Source organism: Paraburkholderia ginsengisoli NBRC 100965 (assembly GCF_000739735.1).
GTDB classification, from domain to species: Bacteria; Pseudomonadota; Gammaproteobacteria; order Burkholderiales; family Burkholderiaceae; genus Paraburkholderia; species Paraburkholderia ginsengisoli.
On sequence record NZ_BBJF01000005.1, the window covers coordinates 322,291 to 346,153 of the forward strand.

19 protein-coding genes and 2 pseudogenes are annotated in these 23,863 nt (G+C 63.3%); 14 read left to right on the plus strand and 7 right to left on the minus strand.

The window, feature by feature from the left end; all coding sequences use genetic code 11:
* Positions 1-27 precede the first annotated feature (27 nt).
* The 6 genes from mmsB to BGI01S_RS10745 all read left to right on the plus strand — a co-directional run bounded on the left by mmsB (position 28) and on the right by BGI01S_RS10745 (position 5,193).
* Complete coding sequence (gene mmsB, locus BGI01S_RS10720) at positions 28-939, plus strand: 3-hydroxyisobutyrate dehydrogenase (protein WP_042325103.1); 912 nt, start codon at positions 28-30, stop codon at positions 937-939.
* Positions 939-1,772 (plus strand): enoyl-CoA hydratase, encoded by an 834-nt coding sequence (locus BGI01S_RS10725; protein WP_042325106.1) that lies wholly within the window; start codon positions 939-941, stop codon positions 1,770-1,772. Before mmsB ends, BGI01S_RS10725 begins: the two co-directional genes overlap by 1 nt.
* Entirely contained in the window at positions 1,772-2,914 is a 1,143-nt protein-coding gene (locus BGI01S_RS10730; RefSeq protein WP_042325108.1) for an enoyl-CoA hydratase/isomerase family protein, read from the plus strand. The genes BGI01S_RS10725 and BGI01S_RS10730 overlap by 1 nt, the downstream gene beginning before the upstream one ends.
* 498 nt (positions 2,915-3,412) lie before the next feature.
* Positions 3,413-3,595 (plus strand): CsbD family protein, encoded by a 183-nt coding sequence (locus BGI01S_RS10735; protein WP_042325109.1) that lies wholly within the window; start codon positions 3,413-3,415, stop codon positions 3,593-3,595.
* 118 nt (positions 3,596-3,713) lie between these two features.
* A complete protein-coding gene (locus tag BGI01S_RS10740) occupies positions 3,714-3,956 on the plus strand; it encodes a CsbD family protein (RefSeq protein WP_042325112.1) in 243 nt (80 codons plus the stop codon).
* A gap of 151 nt (positions 3,957-4,107) precedes the next feature.
* On the plus strand, positions 4,108-5,193 hold the full coding sequence (locus tag BGI01S_RS10745; RefSeq protein WP_042325115.1) for an AI-2E family transporter: 1,086 nt from the start codon (positions 4,108-4,110) through the stop codon (positions 5,191-5,193).
* Between the two features lie 158 nt (positions 5,194-5,351).
* Here BGI01S_RS10745 and BGI01S_RS10750 read toward each other — a convergent pair whose 3' ends face one another.
* The 3 genes from BGI01S_RS10750 to BGI01S_RS10760 form a co-directional block, all read right to left on the minus strand.
* On the minus strand, positions 5,352-6,608 hold the full coding sequence (locus BGI01S_RS10750; protein ID WP_042325116.1) for an MFS transporter: 1,257 nt from the start codon (positions 6,606-6,608) through the stop codon (positions 5,352-5,354).
* An 81-nt stretch (positions 6,609-6,689) separates the two neighbouring features.
* Positions 6,690-7,520: a siderophore-interacting protein gene (locus BGI01S_RS10755; protein ID WP_042325119.1), complete on the minus strand. Its 831-nt coding sequence runs from the start codon at positions 7,518-7,520 to the stop codon at positions 6,690-6,692.
* Positions 7,521-7,647: 127 nt separating this feature from the next.
* Positions 7,648-8,619, minus strand: coding sequence for a PadR family transcriptional regulator (locus BGI01S_RS10760; RefSeq protein ID WP_042325121.1), 972 nt, complete (start codon positions 8,617-8,619; stop codon positions 7,648-7,650).
* A gap of 98 nt (positions 8,620-8,717) precedes the next feature.
* On the opposite strand from BGI01S_RS10760, the pseudogene BGI01S_RS31045 reads away from it, so the two are divergent.
* Positions 8,718-9,128, plus strand: a pseudogene (locus tag BGI01S_RS31045) (transposase); the annotation flags it as partial.
* Between the two features lie 178 nt (positions 9,129-9,306).
* On the opposite strand, the pseudogene BGI01S_RS30760 reads toward BGI01S_RS31045, so the two are convergent.
* A pseudogene (locus BGI01S_RS30760) lies at positions 9,307-9,437 on the minus strand (IS6 family transposase); the annotation flags it as partial.
* 473 nt (positions 9,438-9,910) lie between these two features.
* Positions 9,911-11,335: a glycosyl hydrolase gene (locus BGI01S_RS10765; RefSeq protein ID WP_157004153.1), complete on the minus strand. Its 1,425-nt coding sequence runs from the start codon at positions 11,333-11,335 to the stop codon at positions 9,911-9,913.
* Positions 11,336-11,849: 514 nt separating this feature from the next.
* Here BGI01S_RS10765 and BGI01S_RS10770 point away from each other — a divergent pair.
* The 4 genes from BGI01S_RS10770 (at position 11,850) to BGI01S_RS10785 (ending at position 18,068) form a co-directional block, all read left to right on the plus strand.
* Complete coding sequence (locus tag BGI01S_RS10770) at positions 11,850-12,725, plus strand: NmrA family NAD(P)-binding protein (RefSeq protein ID WP_042325124.1); 876 nt, start codon at positions 11,850-11,852, stop codon at positions 12,723-12,725.
* A 748-nt stretch (positions 12,726-13,473) separates the two neighbouring features.
* Positions 13,474-14,559 (plus strand): helix-turn-helix transcriptional regulator, encoded by a 1,086-nt coding sequence (locus BGI01S_RS10775; RefSeq protein WP_042325126.1) that lies wholly within the window; start codon positions 13,474-13,476, stop codon positions 14,557-14,559.
* A gap of 672 nt (positions 14,560-15,231) precedes the next feature.
* A complete protein-coding gene (locus BGI01S_RS28965; RefSeq protein ID WP_084585333.1) occupies positions 15,232-17,151 on the plus strand; it encodes a PKD domain-containing protein in 1,920 nt (639 codons plus the stop codon).
* A gap of 164 nt (positions 17,152-17,315) precedes the next feature.
* A complete protein-coding gene (locus BGI01S_RS10785) occupies positions 17,316-18,068 on the plus strand; it encodes an AraC family transcriptional regulator (protein WP_042325128.1) in 753 nt (250 codons plus the stop codon).
* Between the two features lie 24 nt (positions 18,069-18,092).
* On the opposite strand, the gene BGI01S_RS10790 is transcribed toward BGI01S_RS10785, so the two are convergent.
* A complete protein-coding gene (locus BGI01S_RS10790) occupies positions 18,093-19,727 on the minus strand; it encodes a DHA2 family efflux MFS transporter permease subunit (RefSeq protein WP_408638624.1) in 1,635 nt (544 codons plus the stop codon).
* A gap of 285 nt (positions 19,728-20,012) precedes the next feature.
* On the opposite strand from BGI01S_RS10790, the gene BGI01S_RS10795 reads away from it, so the two are divergent.
* The 3 genes from BGI01S_RS10795 to BGI01S_RS10805 all read left to right on the plus strand — a co-directional run bounded on the left by BGI01S_RS10795 (position 20,013) and on the right by BGI01S_RS10805 (position 23,065).
* The gene (locus BGI01S_RS10795) at positions 20,013-20,672 is read left to right on the plus strand and encodes an alpha/beta hydrolase (protein WP_042325133.1); all 660 of its coding nucleotides are present in this window, start codon (positions 20,013-20,015) and stop codon (positions 20,670-20,672) included.
* A gap of 186 nt (positions 20,673-20,858) precedes the next feature.
* Complete coding sequence (mreB, locus tag BGI01S_RS10800; protein WP_042325134.1) at positions 20,859-21,911, plus strand: rod shape-determining protein; 1,053 nt, start codon at positions 20,859-20,861, stop codon at positions 21,909-21,911.
* 368 nt (positions 21,912-22,279) lie between these two features.
* The gene (locus BGI01S_RS10805) at positions 22,280-23,065 is read left to right on the plus strand and encodes an alpha/beta fold hydrolase (RefSeq protein ID WP_042325137.1); all 786 of its coding nucleotides are present in this window, start codon (positions 22,280-22,282) and stop codon (positions 23,063-23,065) included.
* A gap of 137 nt (positions 23,066-23,202) precedes the next feature.
* On the opposite strand, the gene BGI01S_RS10810 is transcribed toward BGI01S_RS10805, so the two are convergent.
* On the minus strand, positions 23,203-23,604 hold the full coding sequence (locus BGI01S_RS10810; RefSeq protein WP_042325139.1) for a hypothetical protein: 402 nt from the start codon (positions 23,602-23,604) through the stop codon (positions 23,203-23,205).
* Positions 23,605-23,863 lie beyond the last annotated feature (259 nt).

The window sequence follows — 23,863 nt, forward strand, 5'->3', positions numbered from 1 at the left end:
AGCGCGCGAAAAAACGGAGACGGCATCATGAAAATAGGCTTTATCGGACTCGGCAACATGGGCTCGCCGATGGCGCACAACCTGCTGAAAGCGGGTCACTCGCTCAACGTGTTCGACCTGAACGCGCAGGCCGTGCAGGCGCTCGTCGATGCGGGCGCGAAGGCGGCCGGCTCGCCAAAAGCGGCCGTGACCGACGTGGAGTGCGTGTTGACGATGTTGCCCGCCGCCGCGCATGTGCGCCACGTGCTGAGCGCGGACGACGGCGTGTTCGCGGGCATCGCGAAGGGCGTGCCGATCATCGATTCGAGCACGATCGATCCGGCCAGCGTGAAGGCCTTCGCCGAACTCGCGGCGCAGCGCGGCAACACGTTCGTCGATGCGCCGGTGTCGGGCGGCACCGGCGGCGCGGCGGCAGGCACGCTGACCTTCATGGTCGGCGGCAGCGCGAGCGCGTACGAACAGGTAAAGCCCGTGTTACTGGCGATGGGCAAGAACATCGTGCATTGCGGCGACACCGGCACCGGCCAGGTTGCGAAGATCTGCAACAACCTCGTGCTTGGCATCACGATGGCGGGCGTGGCCGAAGCGATGTCGCTCGGCGAGGCGCTCGGCATCGACGCCAAGGTGCTCGGCGGCATCATCAACACCTCGACCGGGCGTTGCTGGAGTTCGGACACGTATAACCCGATGCCCGGCGTGATCGACAGCGCGCCGTCGACGCGCGGCTACACTGGCGGCTTCGGCACCGACCTGATGCTCAAGGACCTGGGTCTTGCCACCGACGCGGCGCGCAGCGCGCGTCAACCGGTTTATCTCGGCGCGCTCGCGCAGCAGCTTTATCAAACGATGAGCACGAAAGGCGCCGGACGTCTCGACTTTTCGGCGGTCATCAAGCTTTACCGTCACGATGCCGACGACGCGGCAAAACGAGGCGCGTGATGATCGAACTCGACTATCGACTCGACGGCGCCGTCGCGCTGCTCACGCTCAAGCGGCCGCCCGCGAACGCGTTCACCCCTGAAGGCTTGCTGCAATTGCAGCGCACCGTGGAACGGTTGAACGACGAGGCGCGCGTGCGCGCCATCGTCATCACCGGCGATGGGCCGAAGTTCTTCAGCGCGGGCGCCGATCTGAACAGCTTCGCGGACGGCGACCGCGAAGTCGCGCGCACGGCGGCGGCGCGCTTCGGCGCGGCGTTCGAGACCTTGCAGAATGCGCGGCCGGTCGTGATCGCGGCGATCAACGGTTACGCGATGGGCGGCGGGCTCGAATGCGCGCTTGCGTGCGATATCCGCATCGCCGAACAGCACGCGCTGCTGGCGTTGCCCGAAACGGCGGTCGGTCTGTTGCCTTGCGGTTGCGGCACGCAGACGCTGCCGTGGCTGGTCGGCGAAGGCTGGGCCAAGCGGATGATTCTGACCGGCGAGCGCGTCGATGCGGAGACCGCATTGCGCATCGGGCTCGTCGAAGAAGTCGTGGAGAAGGGCGCAGCGCTCGACGCCGCGCTGACGATGGCGGCGCGCGTCGCCGGTTTGAGCCCGCAGGCGGTCGGCTTCAGCAAGACGCTGATTCACCAGGCGCGCGACGGCGTGCCGCGCTCGGCGGCGCTCGCGCTGGAACGCGAGCGCTTTGTCGATCTGTTCGACGGCGCCGATCAACGTGAAGGCGTCAACGCGTTCCTCGAGAAGCGCAAGCCGCGCTGGCAGGCCGATCAAACTCAGCCGGTGGAACAGGCCGCTCATGCGGTTGCGGCACAGATGGAGAGCCGCTAATGAGCGCCGTGCAAGGCGTCGCGCTCGATGCGGATACGGACGCGGAACGCGAGATTCTGTTTCGCGTCGTCAATCGTGTGGCGATCATCACGCTGAACCGGCCCGCCGCGCTCAATGCGCTTTCGCACGCGATGGTGCGTGAACTCGCGGTGCTCGTCGAACATTGCCGCCAGGACAGCGGCATCGTCGCGCTCGTGTTGAAGGGCGCGGGCGCGAAAGGTTTTTGCGCTGGCGGCGACGTGCGCGAAGTGCATCGGCTGGCAACGCATGGCGATCCACGTTGGCTCGCGTTTTTCGTCGACGAATACCGGCTCGATTACGCGCTGTACACGTTTCCGAAACCGGTGGTCGCGTTGCTCGACGGTATCGCGATGGGCGGCGGCATGGGGCTCGGTCAGGGTGCGCGGCTGCGCATCGTCACCGAGCGCAGCAGGATCGCGATGCCGGAGACGCGTATCGGCTTTTTGCCGGACGTCGGCGCAACGCGTTTTCTGAGCGTGATGCCGGCGGAGGTCGAACTGTATGTCGGGTTGACCGGCGCGACGTTGTCCGGCGCCGATGCGCTGCGTCTGCAACTCGCGGACCTGTGCGTGCCGGCCGACTGGCTCGCGAGTTTCGAAGAACGTTTGCAGCGCATGTCACATGACGTCGATTTGATGACCGCGTTACGCGGTGTGTTCGAGCCGCCGTGCAACATCGTCCCGCATGCGGCGTTGGGGCCGTTCACGCAATTGATCCTGCGGCACTTCGACCGGCGCTCGAGCGTCGAGCGGATCACCGCGACGCTGCGCCACGATCTGGAGCGCGAATCGCCGCGTGAGGTGAAGCAATGGTTGCAGTCCACGTACGACGCAATGACCGGCCACTCGCCGACGATGCTCTGCGTCACACGCGAAGCGTTGCTGCGCGGCCGGCAGATAACGCTCGCCGAATGCTTCCGGATGGAGCTGGGCATCGTCAAACGGGTGATCGAGGAAGGCGACTTCTGCGAAGGCGTGCGGGCGCAGTTGATCGACAAGGATCGCCGCGCGCGCTGGGCGCCCGCGACGCTCGCGGAAGTGCGGCCCGAACGGGTCCGGCATTTTCTCGCGTCGCCGTGGAAGAGCGACGCGCATCCTCTCGCGGGATTGGGGGCGGAGTAGAGATGAGGGGGCCCGGCGTCGCGCGAGGATAAGCGTCCGATTCGTTCGCGCGCGTGCGGATAGCGGAGGGCCCGGTTGCAGGCGCATTTCCTGTAATCTCGTGACAGGCACGCCAATCTTCAAATAAACCTTCATCATTTCCCGCGTCGCGCGCGACGGCGCGGCGTCCCGCAAACCGTCAATAAACCGCATCCCGCGGTGTTTTTAACCCCGTTCCCTCCCGGCCACGCTCGGGCACGAAGCGTGCTGAGGCATCACAGTAGCTGTTCCTAAGTGGATCGCGTAAAGCGAAGCAAAGCGATCCGCGAAACGGCGCAGCATGCGTTGCGCGCATAACGCCTGTCGTTCCGTGCCAAAGCACGCCCCATGCGCGATGCACGCGATGCGCCACGCGGTCACACGCACGCACGATATCGGTGAGCACGGTGCCAAAACAGCGTGACGTCCCCCACAGGCCCAGCCTCATTTGTCTGCAAACTCAACCGTTCAGGAAAGCGTATGGACAAGAATCGTGTCGAAGGTGAAGCGAAACAGCTCAAGGGCTCGGTGAGGGAAGCGATCGGCAAAGTCACCGGCAATCCCGCGACGCAAGCCGCGGGCGCAGCCGAAAAACTGGCCGGCCGGATGCAGATGAAGCTCGGGGAAGCAGTCGACGAGGCGCGCGAGCGCGTGAAAGCCTAACGATCCCTGGCGTTCGGCTCCGCGCGAGCCACCGCATCACGCACCACTCACCGTAGGCGACACCGTGCGCTTTAGCCGGCGCGCCGTTACTCTCCTCTCAAAGACAAAGGCACTCACGATGAACGAAAACCAACTCGACGGAACGCTCAAGGATGCAGCAGGCAAGGTGCAGGACGCCGTTGGCGGCTTGACGGGCGATCTCGACTTGCAGGCCGAAGGCAAGGTCCGCCAGCTATCCGGGAAGGCGCAAGCGAAATACGGCGAAAGCGTCGAGCAGATCGCCGACGTGACGCGCAACAATCCGCTGGGCGCATTGCTGATCGCGGCCGGCGTCGGCTTTCTGCTGGGCAGGCTGCTGTAAATCGGCGCGTGCCATCGCGTCGCGTCACCGCGCGGCGATGATCGGCAGCGAAGGGCACGGCATGCGTGCTCAGCCCGCAAGTGCCTTATATTGTCCGATGTTCCCGGCGCGCTCGATGCGCCGGATCTCATCGTCTATTCGAGGAAGGTTCATGCTGGGATTCGATGTGTGCACGGCCAGGAAAGTCTGGACCGCGTTTTTGATCGCGCTGCTGTTCTTTGTCATCTATATCGCGTCGACGACGGTGCTGGTGGTCGTGTTCGCGGTGTTCTTCAGCTATCTCATCTACCCGATGGTCGACCTCGTCGAGCGCATCAGGCCGCGTCGCATGCCACGCGTGGCGTCGATTGCGCTCGTGTTCGTGGTGGTGGTCGCGGTCATCGCGGTGGTCGGTTCGATCTTCGGCGTGCAGTTGCAGGATCAGGCGACACACCTCTTCGCGCAATTGCCCGCGTTGTTGAAGTCCGATGTGCCGAGCCGTTTTCCGTTGCCGCATTTTCTCGAACCCTTGCGCGAGCGTATCGTGGATTTCGTACGCAGCCAGATCGAGACCGGCTCCGACAAGGCCGTGCCGGTGGCGCGCAGCGTGGGGCTCGGCGTCGTGCACGCGGCCAGCAACCTGATCTACCTCGTGCTGATTCCGATTCTGAGCTTCCTGCTGATCAAGGAAGGTCCTCAGATGCGCGAGGCGTTTCTCGAACTGCTGACGGCGCGGCATCGCACGTTGTGGGCGGAGATCGTCACCGATCTGAACGTGCTGTTGTCGAAGTACGTGCGCGCGTTGCTGTTTTTATCGCTGGCCACGCTGATCTGTTATGGCATCGCATTCTCATTGCTCGGTGTGCCGTACGCGTTCCTGCTCGCGGTGAGCGCGGGCCTGCTGGAGTTCGTGCCGTTCGCCGGGCCGCTCGGCGCGGTTGCGATCACCCTGGGGGTCGCAGTGTTCAGCGGCTATCCGCATCTGCTGTGGCTGGTGATTTTTATCGGCCTGTACCGGCTGTTTCAAGACTATGTGCTCAATCCGTACCTGATGAGCGAAGGGGTGGAGGTCAGTCCGTTTCTCGTCATCGTCGGATTGCTGGCGGGGGATCAGCTTGGCGGCGTCGCGGGTATTTTTCTCGCGGTGCCGGTGATCGCGATGTTGAAGATCATCATCGGCCGCGCGCGAGTTTTTTATGCGGCCTCGCACGCCGAAGGCGAAACCGCGCGACGCGCGTTGACGGGGAAGACCGACTGATAGGCAACGCGTAATGCCAGGCGCTCACGCGGCGTTCAAGGTTTAACGCTTGACCCTCGACGCTTGACCCTGAACACGCCGCCAGCAAAACCGTCAACGCGTGGCGCCCCGGCAGAGCGCGCCGCGCGTTGCACCAATTGCACCAAAGCGAATGCACTTCAGCTTTCGCCGACCGCCTCACCACGCAGCATCTCCGCCGCCGGCGCATCGCGTTGCAGGCCTCGCACGCGCGACGCCCACATAACGCTCGCCAATGCGATGGCGACCGCCACCCAGCCGACGGTCCCATATCCGACGATCTGCCCGCTCGGCGAAGTACCGAGCATCAAGCCGCCGAGCCACGCGCCGCTGCCCGTGCCCAACGCCTGCAACGCGCTGTTCGCGCTGAGAAACGCGCCGCGTCGTGAAGGCTCGGGGACGGTGGTCAGCAATGCCTGCATCGGCACCATCCGTCCGGACATCAGCACCATGAAGCACGGAAAGAACATCACGAGCGCGTAGAACGGCAGGTCCGGCAGATGTGTGACGAACAGCACCGGCAGGAAAGACAGCACGGCCGCAATCCGGAACACGCGCTGCGTGCCGAACCGGTCGGCCAGTCTGCCGACCAGCCGCGCCGTGAAGAACGTCGCCGCGCCGCCGGCCATATACAGCCACGACAACTGTTGCGGCGCGACGCCGTGATTGGCGACCAGCACGGGCGAAATGAACGGGATCACCAGCATGTGCGCGACCATCATCATGAAGGTCAGCGCAAACGCATTCAAATGGCGCGGGTTGCTCAGTAGCCGCCACAGGTCCGGCAGCACTTCGCTGAGCGTCGGCTGACGCCGGTCCAGATGCTCGGCAAGCGACGGCACCAGTCGCGAGCCGGCCAGCCAGATCAGCACCGACAACACCACCAGCAGAAAGAACGGCGCGGCCCAGTTGAAGCGCGCGCCGAGCATCACGCCGGCCGGCACGCCCGCGATTGCGGCAAGCGAGAACGCGGTCATGATCGTGCCGGTCGCGGCGCCGCGCCGTTGAACCGGAATCACGTCGCCGACGATCGCCATGATCACCGAGCCGAGCACGCCGCCGGTGATGCCGGCAAACGCGCGCGCGACGAGCAGCAACGGAAAACTGTCCGCGAGTGCGCAGCCGAGGTTCGACAGCGCGAACAACGCGTACACGCACAGCAGCAGACGCCGCCGGTCGAAGCGGTCGATATAGGTCGCCGCGAACAGCCCCGACAGCCCCGAACACCACGAATACGCGGACACGGCCGTCGCGAACGCGGCCGGTGCGATATGGAACGCGCGCATGATCTGCGGGCCGAGCGGCATCATCACCATGAAGTCCATGATGATGGTGAATTGCGTCAGCGCGAGCAGCCAGAGCAGGCGGCGCTCATGCCGGGTACTGATTGAGTACATCGGTCGATTCCTTATTGTTGTTGTTCGAGGCAGAGCGTCCGCGCGGCGCATGCCGCCCGCTTCGCGGCGAGCGCGAGCTATTCAATCGTCCAGCGATTCGTGGACTGCCTGCGCGCCCTGTTTCCAGTAGCTGGCCGCGCGGATGCGCGACTTGTCGACGCCGCGTTCGGAGCATAGATGCTGACGCACCGCGCGCATCGTTGCGGATTCGCCGGCGGCCCACACGTAGCCTTCGCCCTGTTCCGGCAGATAGATGTCGCGCACCGCCTGCAACAGCGCGGCGCCGCGCTCGCCGTTGCCGTTGCGATGACACCAGACCAGATGCAGCTCGGTTCGCGTGGCGAAGTCGATCTGCGCGGACGCGTCGGCCACTTCGATCACCGCCGCGACGCGCGCGCCGGCCGGCAGTTCTTCGAGGCGGCGCGCGATGGCGGGCAGCGCGGTTTCGTCGCCGACCAGCAGATGCCAGTCGAAAGCGGTGGGTACGACGAACGAGCCGCGCGGGCCGCCGATGCCGAGATACTGCCCGACCTTGGCCTGCGCCGCCCAGCTCGCAGCGGGACCGGCCTCGTGCATCGCGAATTCGATGTCGAGTTCGCGCGCATCGCGATCGAAGCGACGCGGCGTGAAATCGCGCGCAGTCGGACGCTGGCCAGCGGGGAACACTGGACCGTCGGGACCGGCTTCCGGCAGCGTCGGTTTGTCCGCGCCGCGCTCGGGGAAAAACACCTTGATGTGATCGTCGAACGAAGCGGAGACGAAGTCGTGCAGATCGTCGCCGGTGAAGGTCACGCGAATCAGATGCGGGGTCAGCGCGCGCACCTGCTTGACCTGCAGCAGACGGAACTTCAGCGGATGCCGTACGCGCTGCACGGCGAGGTCGGGTCGATTGTCATGGTCGTGAGTCGGCATGAGGATGTGGCTCCTGTTGGGTTCGGATGGCGCGCCGGGACGCATGGCGCACGCTATGCGCCGCGTGTGTGTCAATGTGCCGGCGCGCGCGTGAGGCGGGCGGTGTGAGTTCAGCGGTTCTGGCGATTCAGGCGGCGGGTTCGGCGCCGGTGCCGCTCGCGTTGCCTTCGCTTTGGCCTTCGATCTCGCGCGCCGCGCGCATCAGGATCGCGGCGATGCGGCGCTGTTCGTCGGCCGGTGCGTTGTCACGGCGCAGCATCGCGTTCTTCAGCGTGCGGCGCGCTTCGTTCAGTTCGGGCAGCCAACCGCCTTCGCTGATGTCAGCCGGCTCTTCGCCAGCAAAGGCGCGCCGCACCGAATCCATCTTGCGGGCGATATGCGTGAGCCTCGCCAGCATCAACTCGACGCGATCGCGATTCGCGGCCAGATAGTCGCGGCCCGCGTCCGCCAGTTCGTAGCGCTTGCGGTTGCCTTCGAGTTGGACGGTCACGTAGCCGAGTTCTTCCAGATACGTGAGCGCCGGATAGACCATGCCGGGGCTCGGACTGTAGAAGCCGTTCGAGCGCGTTTCGAGCGCCTTGATCAGCTCGTAGCCGTGGCTCGGCTGGGCGTCGATCATTGACAGCAACAGCAGTTGCAGGTCGTCCGAGCTGAATTTGCGGCCGCGCGGAAAACCGTCGCCATCGCCGCCGAAGCCGCCAGGCCCGCCGCCGAAGCGTCCGCCACGGCCGGGGCCGCCGCCGCGCGGGTCGTGGTGGCGGCCGATTGCGTGCCACAGCGCGTGTATTGAGAAGCGGTGGTGGCCGTGGTGATTGTGGTGGCGCGGGTGACCGTTGGGTTCGCCGCGTCCGCCTGACTGCTCGCCGGAGAATTCGCGGTGCTCGCCGCGCTCGCCGCGGCCATGCTTATTGCCGCGAAATGCATGCCGGTCGCCGCGTTCACCGTGACGGCGTTCGAACTCGACGCCGCCGCGCTCCCTTCGAGCGGCCTGAAGCCGGGCGAACGCATGCCAGAGCGCGTGCAGCGCGGCGCGATCCGAACCTAGGTGGAAACTATCGTCCGCGCCGCGCGGACGGGAAAAACGGTGCTGGTGTCGCATTCTGGGCACTCCCGTGAATGTCTTAAGATGTGTCTTAAGATATATATCTTAAGATAGTTTGTCAAACTACTTTTTTGCGACCGCCGGCCTACAAGCAAATCTGCGAGACCGTATGGGCACGCCGTCCGGGTACGACAAAGCCTGCGTCAACGAGGGAGTTTGATGTGCAGCGCAGTGCAGTGAAGCTTGCAATGACCACGGGCGTTGGCGTATCAGAGGTTGCACGTCAACTGTCGATATCAATGAAGACCGCGGCAGACCGGTGCGCGCTACAAAGGCCGGCAAGTCAGAGCGTGTGGGTCGGCATCAAAAGCCGTTGATGGAGATCGAAGCTGAGCTCGGATGGGGGAGCGGGAACTGGCTGAGGTAAAAAGAGGGAACGCGATCTATTAAAAATTCGCGACTTACTTCGCGCGGGAGTCGCGGTGAAATACGGCACGATCGAACAGATGCGACAGGACCATCCTGTGCCGCCGATGCGCGGACTGCCCGGCGTTTTCGTCAGCGGCTAGTACGCGTGATGCTAGCGCTCGTCATCGGTGCGGGCACAGCAGGAGCCCGATATAGCCACGTCGATCACTCCGTTATCCTAAGTGTTTCCTCGGCAGGATAGCGTTCGACCTAGGTCAATATTCGACGCAAATTACCGCTTTTAGTGGCTCCCGGTTCCGTGCAAAGCAACATGCCGTAGGTCTCATCCATGCGCCAGTTCTTTCCAACTGGCGGCTTGTGACGGCGAAACGCTTTCTCCATGATCGGCAACAGCTTGAGCGCCAGCGATGCACGCTCCAATGATCGACAGCGATCCCACGTCGGCTGTCGTTTCTATATGAACGCGTCCCTTTTGCGCTAGCTTTTCGTGTGCTGTGACGGACAGGATGGGTTGCTGCTCGATGCCGGGTTTGTTGAGCCAGATAGACCGCGACGCTCTATGAAATCCGCTGGTCCGCGCCTCATTGCTCAAACGAGCGTGAAGCTTTAGAAATGATTCAGGTTGGCGCACCCCGGTCCTACCTAGTTTGAAAAATCATCTAGCGGACCTCCTGCCGCCGTCATGGAGACGGCGGGGTTAAAGCGAGTTTGCCAACTGCTTTAACCGGAATGAGGCTGTGATGGAATAGAGCGGAATGGACCTGCATTCGAATAGTATCGTCGTGACCGTGACCGACGAGGCAGACCGGGGGGGCGCAGAAACGCGTCGGGCAAACGAGTACTCGAGAAACCGCGGCCGCTTGAACTGCCATCGTTCAATCCGGTTGTGCCTCTGCGCACAACCGGATCATGGCCCTGCTTATTGCGCCGCTGCAACGGCCTGTTTGATGGCGGAATAAATTGGCTTCTGCGCGGCGTTGCTCGTCAGAATGCCGTAATCACCGGTTGGGTCATCGTACAGTTCGTACCAGTTGAAGCCGATCACGTTGTACGTCGCTTTGGCCGCGACGAGTTCAGGAATCGTCTTGGCGATGTACTCCTGTGCCTGAGCGGTAGTGAAGTCGGTGTTGACGCCAATCTCCGTGAACATGATCGGGAGGTTGTATGCATCGTGCAAGGACTTCAGAACGTTGTAGTTCGTACCCGTCACGCCCCACGTATTCTCAGGATCACCACCGTCAGAGTACCAATGGAGCTGAATGATGTCCGTCTTCACCACCGGGTGGCCGGTCGTGCCATCCGGTTGGGTGCCGGTCAGCATGCCTTTGTACCAGCCCAGATGGAGGAAGCCCGATGACGCGGTGGCGATAATCTTCGTCGCGCCTGCAGTGTCGACCGAACGCCAGCCGTCGTACGAGCCGCGCAGCGCGCCGCGCCAGATTGGCCACGTGTTGTTGTCGTAGTCGGAGACATTGGCGCCGTCGTTGGCCACCGGTTGATCGCCGTCGAGGTCGTACTCGTTGCCGAATTCCACCACCGGTACGCCTTTGAGCTTGGTCGCAGCATAGGCCGCCATCGAGTAGGCGTATGCGTAAGCGCTCTCCTCTGTCGGCGTCTGGCCGTTGAGCGACGGATCATCCCATGGATAGGCATCGATCATCGGCATGATCGTGATCTTCGAGCCCATGCCTGGAATAACTGTGTTGGCCACAGCGTCAATCTGATCGTAGCTGTGAATATCCTGCCGGTTCCCCGTCAGGCCAAGATCGGACAGCGTTGCGGCCTGAGTAGCGAGTGGGACCGACGCGTACATGCCGCCGTAGTTGTAATGCTCGTTGATGCCGAAGAACGGGATAGCCGACGCAGTAGTGGGGATTGCGGCTGCCGACGTGGGTGTAGTCGTAGGCGTAGTCGTAGTCGTGGGTGCGGTGGTCGGCGTAGTCGCCGGCGTGCTGGCCGCAGGACGCGGATCGGCAGACACCACCCAACTGCTGTTTTGCCATACCCACCAGTTGTTATCGCTGTTTTGTGAATAGACTTTGCCGGCATACCAGAGCAGCAGCTTAACGCCCGACGTAGACCCTGCTGTCCGACCCGCCCGATAGACCACGCCGTTCTTTACCGACCAGACGGCACCCCATTCATCATTGATCGAGGTGGCAGGTGGAATGGCGGTGCCGCTTACCGACGGCGGATGCTTGGCGACATCGACTACAGCGACCGGATCGACCGCGTTGGCGGCGACGGCTGTTGGGTCACTTTTGCCATCACCCCCACCGCCACACGCCGCAAGAATTGGGACTACTAAATAGATTGAATAACTACGTAAGGTTTGAAATTTCATTTGAGCTACGACTGAGTTTTTTTCTGACAGTCCTGAACGGAGTGAACGTTCGCCCAAGTCGCTTCGAGGGAGCCGATAGCGACTGGATACCTTTGAAAGTGAGGCGGAACGGCCTATGCGCCCGGTATAACCAGAGAAGACTCACTATACGTGCGCCTCGCCTTGATGAGAACGCTCGTTCCCTGCTCAGGCAATGAAGCGGCGATGTTACGCGGATGAAACGTTTTGAACGAGTATTCCGTCGTAACAAACTGTATCGTCTGACAATAAACTCGCTATTCGCTTTTAATATTAATAATACTAATACTCTAGTATTTTCGTTTTGGGGCCGCGGATCAGCTTTGAAAGGGGTGAGAAATTAAGTTAAAACGCGCGCGATCCAGCCTCCGCAGTCGAATGACCTTTGATGCTAGATTGTCATTAAACAAATGACATACATGCTCTCGAGAAATCTCTGTCAAACGCCGAGAATGTCTTCCAACGCGGCAGTCGCCGTCATCGAGGAGCGAAGATCATGTTTGCAATTACTGGTGTGACAGGACAAGTGGGCGGTGCGGCGGCACGCGCGTTACTGGATGCGGGACATCCTGTGCGGGCGGTGTTGCGCGACGAGAGCAAGGCGGCGCAGTGGACGCAGCGCGGCGCCGAGGTCGCGATCGCATCGTTCGAAGATGCCGACGCGCTGACCGCGGCGTTTCGTGGAACGGCGGGCGTGTTCGTGATGATCGCGCCGAATTTCGCGCCACAACCCGGCTATCCGAATGCGCACGCGGCGGCCGCCGTGTTGAAGGAGGCGTTGACAAAGGCGCGGCCGGAGCGCGTAACGGCGCTGTCGTCGGTCGGCGGGCAGCGCGAGTCGGGGCTCGGCCTCATCACCCAGGTGCATATTCTCGAAGAAGCGCTTGCCGCTCTGCCGATTCCCATGCCGACGGCGATCATGCGACCTGCGTGGTTCATGGAGAACTCGGTGTGGGACATTGCGCCGGCTCGCGAAACCGGCGTGATGCCGAGCTTTCTGCAACCGCTCGAGCGCGCGTATCCGATGGTTGCGACGGCGGACATCGGCCGCGTGATTGCGGAGACGCTCACGCAATCGTGGCAAGGGCGGCGTGTGATCGAGATCGAAGGTCCGCAACGTTACTCACAGCATGAGATTGCCGCGCTGTTCGGCGGCGCGTTGGGGCGTCGGGTGGACGCGCGCGCGGTGCCGCGCGATCAGTGGGAGGCGTTGTTCCAGGCGCAGGGAACATCGTGGCCCACGCCGCGTATCGAGATGATCGACGGCTTCAACTCGGGGTGGATCGATTTCGAGGACGGGGCGCACGAGCGCGTGATCGGCACGACGTCTTTTCAGACCGTGCTGGCAGAGTTGGTGGGGCGCGTGGGGTGAGCGACGGGCCGGGCGGATGATCGTCCGGCCTGTTCGCCCGAATAAAAGTGTATTCCGCCAAGACGATCCGTTTCGACGGTTCAAGAGCGTGTCGCGTGTTCACATTCAAAACCAATCATTGACGCGCGAGACGCGCCCCGAATCCGGTAAAAAATTCGCCGTACGATAATTACGCGAAGGATTGCAGAAGGGGCTCAAGTTTCTAAAATCGCAGCCGATTGCGTGCACGTATAGCATCTCCCTGTACTTATTATTGCCGCGATTTGCAATCCATCGGAAAGTCGGGGCACCCGTCTGTAAGCGGCCAGGCAGTCAATAGCCGTCGACCTGACTGGAGCAATATCGCATGTTCGGTCTTCGATCGTACGCGTAGGAGCATGCGTCGCCCTGCGTTCGTTGAAAGTCCCATGCTAGCGGCACATTGGTGGAAGAGTTGAGACCGTTGACTCTGCAACCGGCTGTGCGGTCGCTCGAGAATGGAAGCAAAACGCCTTAGCCGTAGCGGTCATTCCTATTAGCAATCAGAGCATTTGTCCAACCTGCTTCCGACACTTCGCAAAGTCGGAATTGCAATGAAGAGCGAATGAGGTCCATCCCTCGTTCGACTCGTTCGGCTTGCGGCAAAATCAGTGGTTCAGAGTAGGATTCGGCACGAGCGGGCTAGCGGCACGCGTTCGTCGGGCAACCATTGAAAGTGGCTTTAACGCATTCGGAAAATCTCATTTCCAGGGATCGTTAAGGAGGGGAAATGGCTGAACGTAAAGTCGTTCTCGGCAGGGCAATCGACGCCGCCCATCATCTCCTCGATCCGGTTCCCCCCTGGGACGACGTTTTAAGTACCGCGCGAGATCTGGTCGGCGCGGATAGCGGAACACTCATCGTCTTCGACAATCAGCGCCGCTTGCTTAACCTCACCGCCGTCGGCTTCACCGAGAGCTGTTCCCGCGATTACAACGGCTACTTCTATAGCCACGACGTCCTCGAACGCGACTCCCGCTCGGCACCGGCCGGGACCTGGCTGGATACCGGGCAAATGTATAGCAATCGTCAATTGCAGCGCACGGAGTTTCACGCGGACTTTATGCGGAAGCACAGGATGGCGCAAATCTTTGTGCTGGTCGTCGAGTCGAGCCCGTTGCTGCGTGCGGCCATCGGGTTTCAGCGATCCTCCGTCGACCCGAACGCGGTCGCTCGCCTGACCAACGGTGATGCCGACCGATACTTTCGAAAACTTCGCGAGCTGCTGGCTCTGCGTCATCAGCAATTACTCGGCGGACTCCTCGCTGTCGAGACTGCTTTCTCCGCTCTCGATGAAGCCATATGTCTCGTGATGGTCGACGCGACGGTCGTTCGAACATCGGCGCACACTCAACCGTTCTTTAGCGATGACGTCGGGTTTCTAATCCGGCGAGGCGTTCTCTCGCATCGAGACCCGGCCATCAATGCGCGTTTTGCGAGTGCGCTACGCGGATGCTCGGAAGATGGACGATCGCGACGGGTCGTGATACCGGCAGGGTGGGGCAGGACGACCATCGCGGACATTGGCGTCGCCACGAAATTTTTCGGTCTCGTACCGAATGCGGTGTTTTTTGTGCGGCTGCGTCGACGCAGCGCGTTTGCGAGCCCCGACGCGGACGAGTTGCAAGCGGTTTTTTCCATCACGCCGGCGGAGGCCAGGGTGCTCGCGGGACTCGCAGCGGGACATAGCGTGACGGAAATCGCGGCGCTCAGGCGTTCTTCCGAACAAACCGTGCGCAAGCAGGTTTCATCGTTGATGCGCAAGATGGAGTGCCATCGACAGTCGGAGCTGGTGAAGCTTGCGCTGATGGTTTGAAGCGGGCGCATCGCCAAGCCAGAACATCTATCTCCCAAGAGGCTCGCATACACAATTCGCGGTATGCGGGCTATCGCGGACTCACGTACGCTTGCCTCAACGAAACGGGCGAGACGGGCAACGTGAGTTCGATGCATCTTCGCGGCGAATCTCCGGACGCGCGCGAACGCGTCTTGCCTCCGGCGTTAAAGGCCGTTTGTCTCTCGCAGAGATGGATTCTGGAAACCGCTAACAGCGCGCCTCTGTCGGGTCCTCAATGAGTATGGATTCTTTAGCGAACGCGGCCATTTGACAGGGGGCGCTCATGGACGGCTTATCGATTTCAGGAAGGACTCCTGCCAGTGCTCTCCTGGTGATTTTTTTAGCCACCGCGCTGGCGGCTTGCGGCGGGGACGATTCATCGTCCGTTGCAATGACTTCCGCCAGGAGCGGGGTGCCGATGCCCGTGACGAATGCTCGAACAGAACCCGCGGTTGCGCGGGCAGCGGGCTCGCGCTCCGCATTCGGCACCGGCTGGAGTCAGGCAACGACACCAGCCGCCGCCGAGTCGGCGGCTTCGGCGGCGGCCGCCGCTGTCAAAGCCGACTGACGCGAACGTCGGAAGGCGGTGGGGCTAGTCCACGAGCCGATCGAGGCCACGGACCGGCAACCACGAGTCGCCGGTTTGCGTCGATGGGCCGAGCAAAAACAAAAGCAAGGAGACATGACATGAACATCCTTTCTCGTGCGCACAAGGCGAACATCTTCTATTGCTCCACGGTTATTCGAGCGTTGTTGCTCGTCCTTTCGTGTGCCGCGTCGGCCGACGGAATCGCGCAACCGAGCGTCACGTTGAACTTCGACGGTTTAGCTGACGGCGTGTTCGTTACGAGCCAATACGCTGCGCAGGGCGTGACCGTTTCGGGAGCGACTGCGTTTGCAGCCGCCAGCGCCGGCGTACCCGCCCATTCCGGGCAGAACGTCGTGTATGCGGGAACCGGGTTGATGAGTTTCCAACTCGGCAGTTCACTGGGACAGGTCAAGAAAGTCAGCGCCTATATCACCGGTCCGACGAACGTTGGACTATTTGCCTATGACAGTGCGAATACCCTGCTGGGTTCATCGGTCATGGCATCGAATGGCACTAACGTGGTGCTGTCTTTCACTTCCACCGGCAACGCCATCGCGCGAGTCGATATCCATGACGGCGGCGCGAGCTTCTTCGTCGATGACGTCACGTTCACCGGTTCCTCGCAATACGCGCTGAAGAACCTCGGCCTGGGTCTCTCCGCGGGAACCGTGCAACCACAGGGCACCAATGCCCAGGGCCAGGTGGCGGGCGTCTCAGCGAATCTGAATGGCGATCCGCGCGCGTTCTTCTATAACGGCACATCGATTCAGGACATCGGCACGCTGGGTGGCAAGTACGCCGCTGCGGCGGCAATCAATTCCGCGGGACGCGTAGTCGGCAACGCCGGAATTGCCAATGGCGCCATGCACGCGTTCTCGTGGACGGCAGGTTCAGGCATGGTCGATCTCGGTTCGCTCGGCGGCGGCATTGCGTATGCGAATGCGGTGAACGCCTCGGGAACGGTGGTCGGTGTCGCGAGCCTCACGCTGCTCAAATACCACGGCTTCGCATGGACCCAGGGCGGCGGCATGACCGACCTCGGCAGCTTCGGCGGACCGCTGTCATACGCATCGGACATCAACAGTGCCGGTCAGATCGTCGGTTACGCGACGGTCCCGGCCGGGTGGCCGCACGCCTTCGTACGTACAGGATCGTCGATGACCGACCTGGGTCTTCTCCCCGGCGCGCAGTTTTCTTACGCGACGCGAATCAACGACCATGGCCAGGTGATCGGCGGAGCAACCGTCGCGAATGGCCGTGTGTCGGCGTTTTTCTGGACCGCTGCCAACGGTATGGTGAACATCGGCACGCTGGGCGGCAAGCTGACCATCGCGAACGACATCAACCAGGCCGGCCAGGTGGTCGGATCGTCCACCGACTCAAACGGGAATGCGCGAGCGTTCTTCTGGGCCGGCGGCGCCCTGACCAATCTCGGTACGCTCGGCGGGAAGACCTCTTCGGCCAATGCGATCAGTGGCTCGGGGCAGATAGTAGGCACCGCCGACACCGCAAACGGAGAGCGCCACGCGTTCGTGTGGACTCAGGGCACGGGCATGGTCGACCTGAACAACCGCATGCAAAGCGCGCCTGCCGGACTGGTCCTGACCGGCGCGCTGGCCATCTCCGACCGTGGCGAAATGGTCGCGACGTCCAACGCCGGGCTGATGCTCATTGGCGGCAACTCCAGCGCGCCCGTGGTCGGACCTATCGTGGCGAGTGTCCGCGCGACGGTCGGCGCGGCGGTCGATTTCAAGGCCGCGTTCACCGATGTCGACGCCAGCGACTCGCATTCGGCAACGTGGTCGTGGGGCGACGGCAGCCTTGCACAGGCCGCGACCGTAACGGAAAGCGCCGGCACAGGTAACGCGACCCGGACCCATGTGTTCAGCAAAGCGGGGGTCTATCCGGTCAGTTTGAAGGTGACCGATACGACCGGCCAGGTGGCGCAGGTGAGTACCGAGATCGTCGTGACGAAGAAATAGCGGCGCTTGCGAATCACGCTCAACCTGTCCGACGCCGAACGCGTGATTCATCGTTCATGGCCCTTCGAATCCGCGCTTCCCCAGTCACGCCGCCGCGAATAGCAGGCCTGCGAGCCGTGCTAATCTTGCTGCCTTCGTGGAAGCAACGCGGCAACCCGGACACCATGATGGAAGCCTTCGATCCGAACCACGTCGACCAGGCGGTCTTCGTGGTCGGCGAGCGCGATGAGACGCTGGATGAACCGTGGCGAGCCTGTCCTCACGCGCGGCTGATTCACGTGAGCGACGGCGTGCTGACTGTGCGCACCGAAACCGGCCGCTGGGTCGTGCCGCCTGGCCACGCGGTCTGGATCGTGCCGAACGTGCTGCACAGGCTGAGCGCGCCGCGTCCCGTGCAACGCTATTCGCTGTATGCCGCCGCCGACGCCGCGCCCTTGCCCGCGCAAAGCGGCGCGCTCGTGCCCGACGCGCTGGTGCAGGCGTTGCTGATCGCGGCGGCGGCTCTGCCCTACGACCAACCCTTCGACGAACCCGCCAGCCGGCTCGTGCAAGTCCTGCTGGATCGCCTGCCGGGTTTGCCCGCCGCGCCGCTGGGTCTGAACTGGCCGGGCGACCCGCGCATCCAGCGCATCGCCGACGCGCTCAGCGCCGACCCCGCGCAGCCCGCGGTGCTCGAAGATCTCGCCACGGCCGCCGGCGTCACGGCGCGCACGGCTGCGCGTCTCTTCGTGAAGGAAACCGGGCAGACCTTCGGTCAATGGCGTCAGCAACTGCGCCTGCTGGTCGCGCTCGAACATCTCGGCGCCGGCGCGAGCGTCACGCAGGTGGCGCTCGAAGTGGGCTACAACGATGTGTCGTCGTTTATCGCGGTGTTTCGCGATGCGTTCGGCGACACGCCCGCGCGCTATTTTCGTTGACGCGATGCGACCTCTGCATTCCCCTCAATGCGCGCCCGCCGCACCCGGTCCGCCGCCGCCCTTGGCCGGCCGCGTAATCCAGATCAACGGAATGATCAGGATGAAGATGACCGCCGAGATGAAGAAAATATCGTTCAGACCCATCATCGCCGCTTGCGTGTTCACGCTGAAGTCGAACAGCGCGTGCGCCGATTGCGTATTCAGATGCAGCAGCGATTGGGTCGAGTCGATCTGCTGCATGAATGCCGGATTGTTGATGCTGGCCTGTTCGGTAAGCCGCGCGTGATGCAGCACGGTGCGGTTATTCCACGCCGAGCCCGCGATCGACGTGCCCACCGCGCCACAAAACACCCGCGCGAAATTCGACAGGCCCGCGGCGGCCGGAATCTTGTTCGGGGGCTGACCGGACAGGATGATCGAGGTCAGCGGCACGAAGAACAACGCCATCGGAATCCCTTGCAGCAGCGTGGGCAGCACCAGGTGCCACGTGTCGATCTCGATCACGTACTTCGAGCGCATGTAGAACACGATCGCGAAGCCGACGAACGCCAGCGTCGAGATCACGCGCGCGTCCGAGCGCGGCAGCACGCGGCCCATCACAGGCGCGAGGATCACCGCGAAGATGCCGAGCGGCGCGGTCACGAGACCGGCATCGACGGAACGGTAGTTCAGATACTCCTGCATCCATTGCGGCAACAGCACGAGGTTGCCGAAGAACACGCCGTACGCGACTGAAATCGCAATCGTGCCGCCGAGAAAATTGCGCTGCTGGAAGAGCCGCAAATCGACGATCGGATTCTCTTCGGTCAGCTCCCACACGAGGAAGAATGCAAAGCTGATCAGCGCGGTGACGCCGAGGATCACGATCACCGGCGACGAGAACCAGTCGAGGTCCTTGCCCTTGTCGAGCATGATCTGCAGCGATGCGACCCAGGTGATCAGCAGGCCGAGCCCGACCACGTCGATCGGCGGTTTGCGGGTCGGCGACTCGCGCGTGCGATAGATCATCCACGTGACGCCCGCCGCGAACAGCCCGACCGGAATGTTGATGTAGAAGATCCACGACCAGCTGTAGCTATCCGTGATCCAGCCGCCGAGCGCGGGACCCGCGATCGGGCCGACGGTCGCGGTCATCGCCCATAGCGCGAGCGCGGTCGACGATTTCTCCTTCGGATACGAGCCGAGGAGAATCGCCTGCGACAGCGGAATCAGCGGGCCGGCCACCGCGCCCTGGAAAACACGCGCGATCAGCAGGATCGGCAGCGTCGGCGCGATGCCGCACAGCCACGAGGCCAGCACGAACGCGAGGATCGCGCCGACGAACAGCTTCACCTGGCCGATGCGCTGCGTGAGCCAGCCGGTCAGCGGAATCGACACGGCGTTGGCCGCGGCGAACACGGTGATGACCCACGTGCCTTCATCGACCGACACGCCGAGGTTGCCCGAGATGGTCGGAATCGCGACGTTCGCAATCGACGTGTCGAGCACGTTCATGAAGGTCGCGAGCGCGACGGCGACCGTCGCGAGAACCAGTTTGCCGCCTTCGAGCGGCGGCGGTGGAGCGGGCGGCGCGGAAGCGGGCGCGGCGGTGGGCTGGCTCAATGGGCTCTCCGGATCGGGTGCTGCGAATGATGTGGACGAATGGGCCTGGTGGACCATTCTCCGGCGGGTGCGCGGCGCCGGACGGCGGGTCCGTCGAATGCTCGCAAAAGCATACCTGTATTCGAATTTTGGCGTCGCCGTGGGATGCGCGCGCGGGCATGCGCGGGGGGCTGTGTGGCCTCCGACGGCCTCGGCGGCCTCGGTGGATCCGGCGGCGCGAACAGGCCGCCCGGCGTATGCTCGCGGCTGGGGCTGCCGATGCGATTGCCATTCGCGAAGAATGCGTAAGGCGGCACACTCGACACGAACCACGGATCAACCAATACAAAAAAGGAAACGCATATGGGCTGGGAGCAATTCGAACACGGCTGGCGGCGCGCGTCGATCAACGCGCCTGCCAAAGGCCTCGTCGTGCTGATGCACGGCGTCGGCAGCAATGCGCGCGATCTGATGCCGCTCGCGGATATCTGGAGCGAGCATCTGCCGGACGTGGCGTTCACGTCGCTCGACGGCACCGACGCCTTCGACGGCGGCTTCGGCGGCCGTCAATGGTTCAGCCTGCGCGACGTCAACGAGACGAACCGCGAGGCGCGGGTGGCGGCCGCGTATCCGGCATTGCGCGGCGTGCTCGAAGCCGAACTCGCGCACTGGCAGGTTCCTTTCGAACGCCTTGCGCTCGTCGGCTTTTCGCAGGGCTCGATCATGGCGCTGCATCACGTGGCGGCCAGCACGGAAGGGGCGGCCGGGGTCGTCGCGTATTCGGGGCGGCTCGCGTCGCCGATCGTGGCGCGCAACGGCACGCCGCTCACGCTGATTCACGGCGAGGCCGACGAGGTGATCCCGGTGCGCGAGCTCGAAGACGCCGCCGACGCCTTCACCGACGCCGGCTACACCGTCGACGCGTACGCGTTGCCCGGCATCGGCCATACGATCGATGCCGACGGCGTCGCGCTCGGCCGCGAGGCGCTGGAGCGCGCGCTGGGCGGAGTGTCGCGCGGCTGACACGGCCCCGATTGAAAGTGGCGCTAAAGATTCCGATACGCTTGCCGTTAAGCGGTCATTAGCTTGAAAATCACCCCGCCGCGCGGACCGCGCGGCGCTTCCGAGGCGTGCCGGGCGGCGCGGGGGACCGGGGGTGCATTTTCAACTGCCCAGCCTGGGCGGATAACGACCTATCAGAGCCTTCCTATGGCCACACCGACGCCGCATTACCCGCTCTTCGAGCGACTGTTCCGTCCTTCCGTGACGGTGGACCTCGGCACGGCCAACACCCTGATCTATACCGACGACGGCGGCATCGTGCTGAATCAGCCGTCCGTCGTCTGCTTCCAGAAAGAACCGGCGGCCGGACCCAAGCGCATCGCGGCGGTCGGCACCGAAGCGCGCCAGTTGCTCGGCCGCGCGCCGCGCAATCTCGAAGCGGTGCGGCCGATGCGCCACGGCGTGATCGCCAATTTCTCCGCCGCCGAACACATGATCCGGCAATTCGTCCAGATGGCGCGTCCCCGCTCGATGTTCAGCCGCCGCGCCGCGTTCACGCTGTGCGTGCCGGCCGGAGCGACCCAGGTCGAGCGGCGCGCGATCAAGGAAGCGGCCGTCGCCGCCGGTGCGTGGAAAGTCAGTCTGATCGGCGAATCGCTTGCGTCGGCGCTCGGCGCGGGTGTGCCGGTGTCGGAGGCAACCGGGTCGATGGTGATCGATATCGGCGGCGGCACCACCGAAGTCGGCGTGATCGCGCTCGGCGGCACCGCGTACAGCGGCTCGGTCCGCGTCGGCGGTGACAACTTCGACGCGGCGATCGTGAGCTATGTGCGCAATCTGTACGGCGTATTGCTCGGCGAGCAGACCGCCGAGCACGTGAAGAAGACCATCGGCTCGGCGATGCGCGACGTGCCGATCGAACAGATCAACGCGACCGGCCGCAGCGTCGACGACGGCTTGCCGCGCACGGTGCGGGTGAGCAACCACGATATCGCCGATGCGATCGAGGGGCCGCTGCGCCAGGTAATCGGCGCGGTGAAGCGCGGGCTCGAAAGGGCGCCGGCCGAGCTGGTGACGGATATCGCGCACAACGGCATCGTGCTGACGGGCGGCGGCGCGTTGCTCGGCAATCTCGCGCGCCGCCTGACGAATGAACTCGGCCTCGACGTGCGCGTCGCCGACGAGCCGCTGACCTGCGCGGTGCGTGGCGCCGGCGCGGCGGCCGCGGCCGGTTTGCTCGACGACGCCGGGTACGAGTGAGCGTCGCGGGACGCCGTTGCTGATGGCGTGCTGTGGCGTTGCGCCGTGCGACGCCGCGCTGCGATCGACGGCCCCCGCGCGCATGTCCCGCTCCGAGGGAGCATCGCGCCGCGATCCCGGCGTTTCACACCGGCTCGAGCCGACACCACGCGCCACGCGACCCGCCACACACTTCCATTAGCTGTGTGACAATACGCGTCCTCGTCCCCATTCAGGGACCGGGGCGTTACTTTCCAATTCCATTTCCCGCCGGCGCCGCTCAATTCGCGTGCTGCCGCGCTGTCTGTGAACCACCCGTGAATCAATCTGTTTCTGCTTCGTCTTCGTCGTCTTCGCCATCTTTCATCGAGCTGCAGAGCGGTCTTCGCATGCCCTACGTGGAAGCGGGCGAGGGCGAACTGCTGCTGTTCGTGCATGGCTCGCTGTGCGATTACCGTTACTGGCAACCGCAAATGACCGGTCTTTCCAGGCAGTACCGCTGCGTCGCGGTGAGTCTCACGCACTACTGGCCCGTGACCGATACCGAGCCCGGCTTGCCGTTCAGCTGGAGCGAGCATGCGGACGAAGTCGCGGAATTCATCGACCGTTTCGGCGCGGGACCGGCGCACGTGGTGGGGCATTCGCGGGGCGGCTGCGTGGCGTTTCATTTCGCTCGACGTCATCCGGAATGGGTACGCACGTTGACGCTCGCCGATCCGGGCGGTCCGCTGCAAATCGCCGGGCGGCCGCCCGCGCGTTTGCCGGAAACGGTCAACGCGTTGCGCGCGAAAGCGGCGCAACTGATCGAAGCGGGCGACGTGGAAGCGGGCCTGCAACTTTTCGTCGATTCGGTGAGCCGCCCCGGCTTCTGGGCGATGAGCACGCCGGGCTTTCGCAGAATGGCGACCGACAACGCTCACACGCTTGCGCGGCAATTCCGCGATCCGCTGCCGGCATATGTGCCGGACGAAGCGGCCGAAGTGCGTTGCCCGGTGTTGCTGATCGACGGCGAGAAGAGCCCCGATATGTTCCGGCGCACCGCGACCGCGTTGCAAGGATGGCTGCCCGATGCGCGTCGCGAGACGGTGCGTGGCGCGTCGCATGGAATGAACCTCGCGCATCCGGGCGCATTCAATCGCTATGTCGACGAGTTCATTCGGGCAATGAGCGCGTAGTACGCAGTCATTGATTACGTAGCACGCGCGACGGGAATGAACGCCGTGTAGTGCGAATCGCACTACACGGCGTGCGGGGTTGCGCGTGGCGCTTCACACGCGACAGCGTCGCACGCACCGTCACTCAGTCAACGGCTTCAAACTTTGCGATGCGCGTCTTTATCGAGCGCCCGTTCCGCCGCTTCGCCGACGAGGCCGTGGTAATACAGATGCACGCCGATCGCGAGCGAGTCGTTGCGAATTTCGTGGAACGCTTTCCACGCTTTCACCGGGTCCTTGAATAGCAGATAGTGCGCTTCGTGAGCGATCAGATCCGCCACTTCATGCAGGCCGTGGCCGTGCAACACGTCCACGAGCGTATCGAGACTGCGATGCGTGCGCGCGTCGGTCCGCGGATAAAGCATGTGCAACACCGCGACGTCCTGCGTCTTCAGCGCCGCCGATAACGCAACGACGATGTCCTGATGATTCAGCGCGGTGACGCTGTTGTCTTCCGTGTGGACATGATCCGGAAATAGCGTTTCGAGAGAGGCATTCATCGGGTCCTTCCTGTTCTTCTGGCTGATTAAAAAAGCCCGCCGTTGCGCGGCGGGCCAAACACAGCGATGTGTTAGCAGGGGAAGCAAAACACGAATCCAGTATCGCAGATGCGTCGGTGTCTGCGCAGGCTTGCCGCCGCAAAACATTGTTGCTGCAAGCGCGCTAACTTTCATTTGGCTGGCGGTGTCGTGAAGCGTGCCGATTGATTTTCGCGTGACGCATTCGCGCGTTGCATGGGTGTTTTTCGCGCGCTTTGAA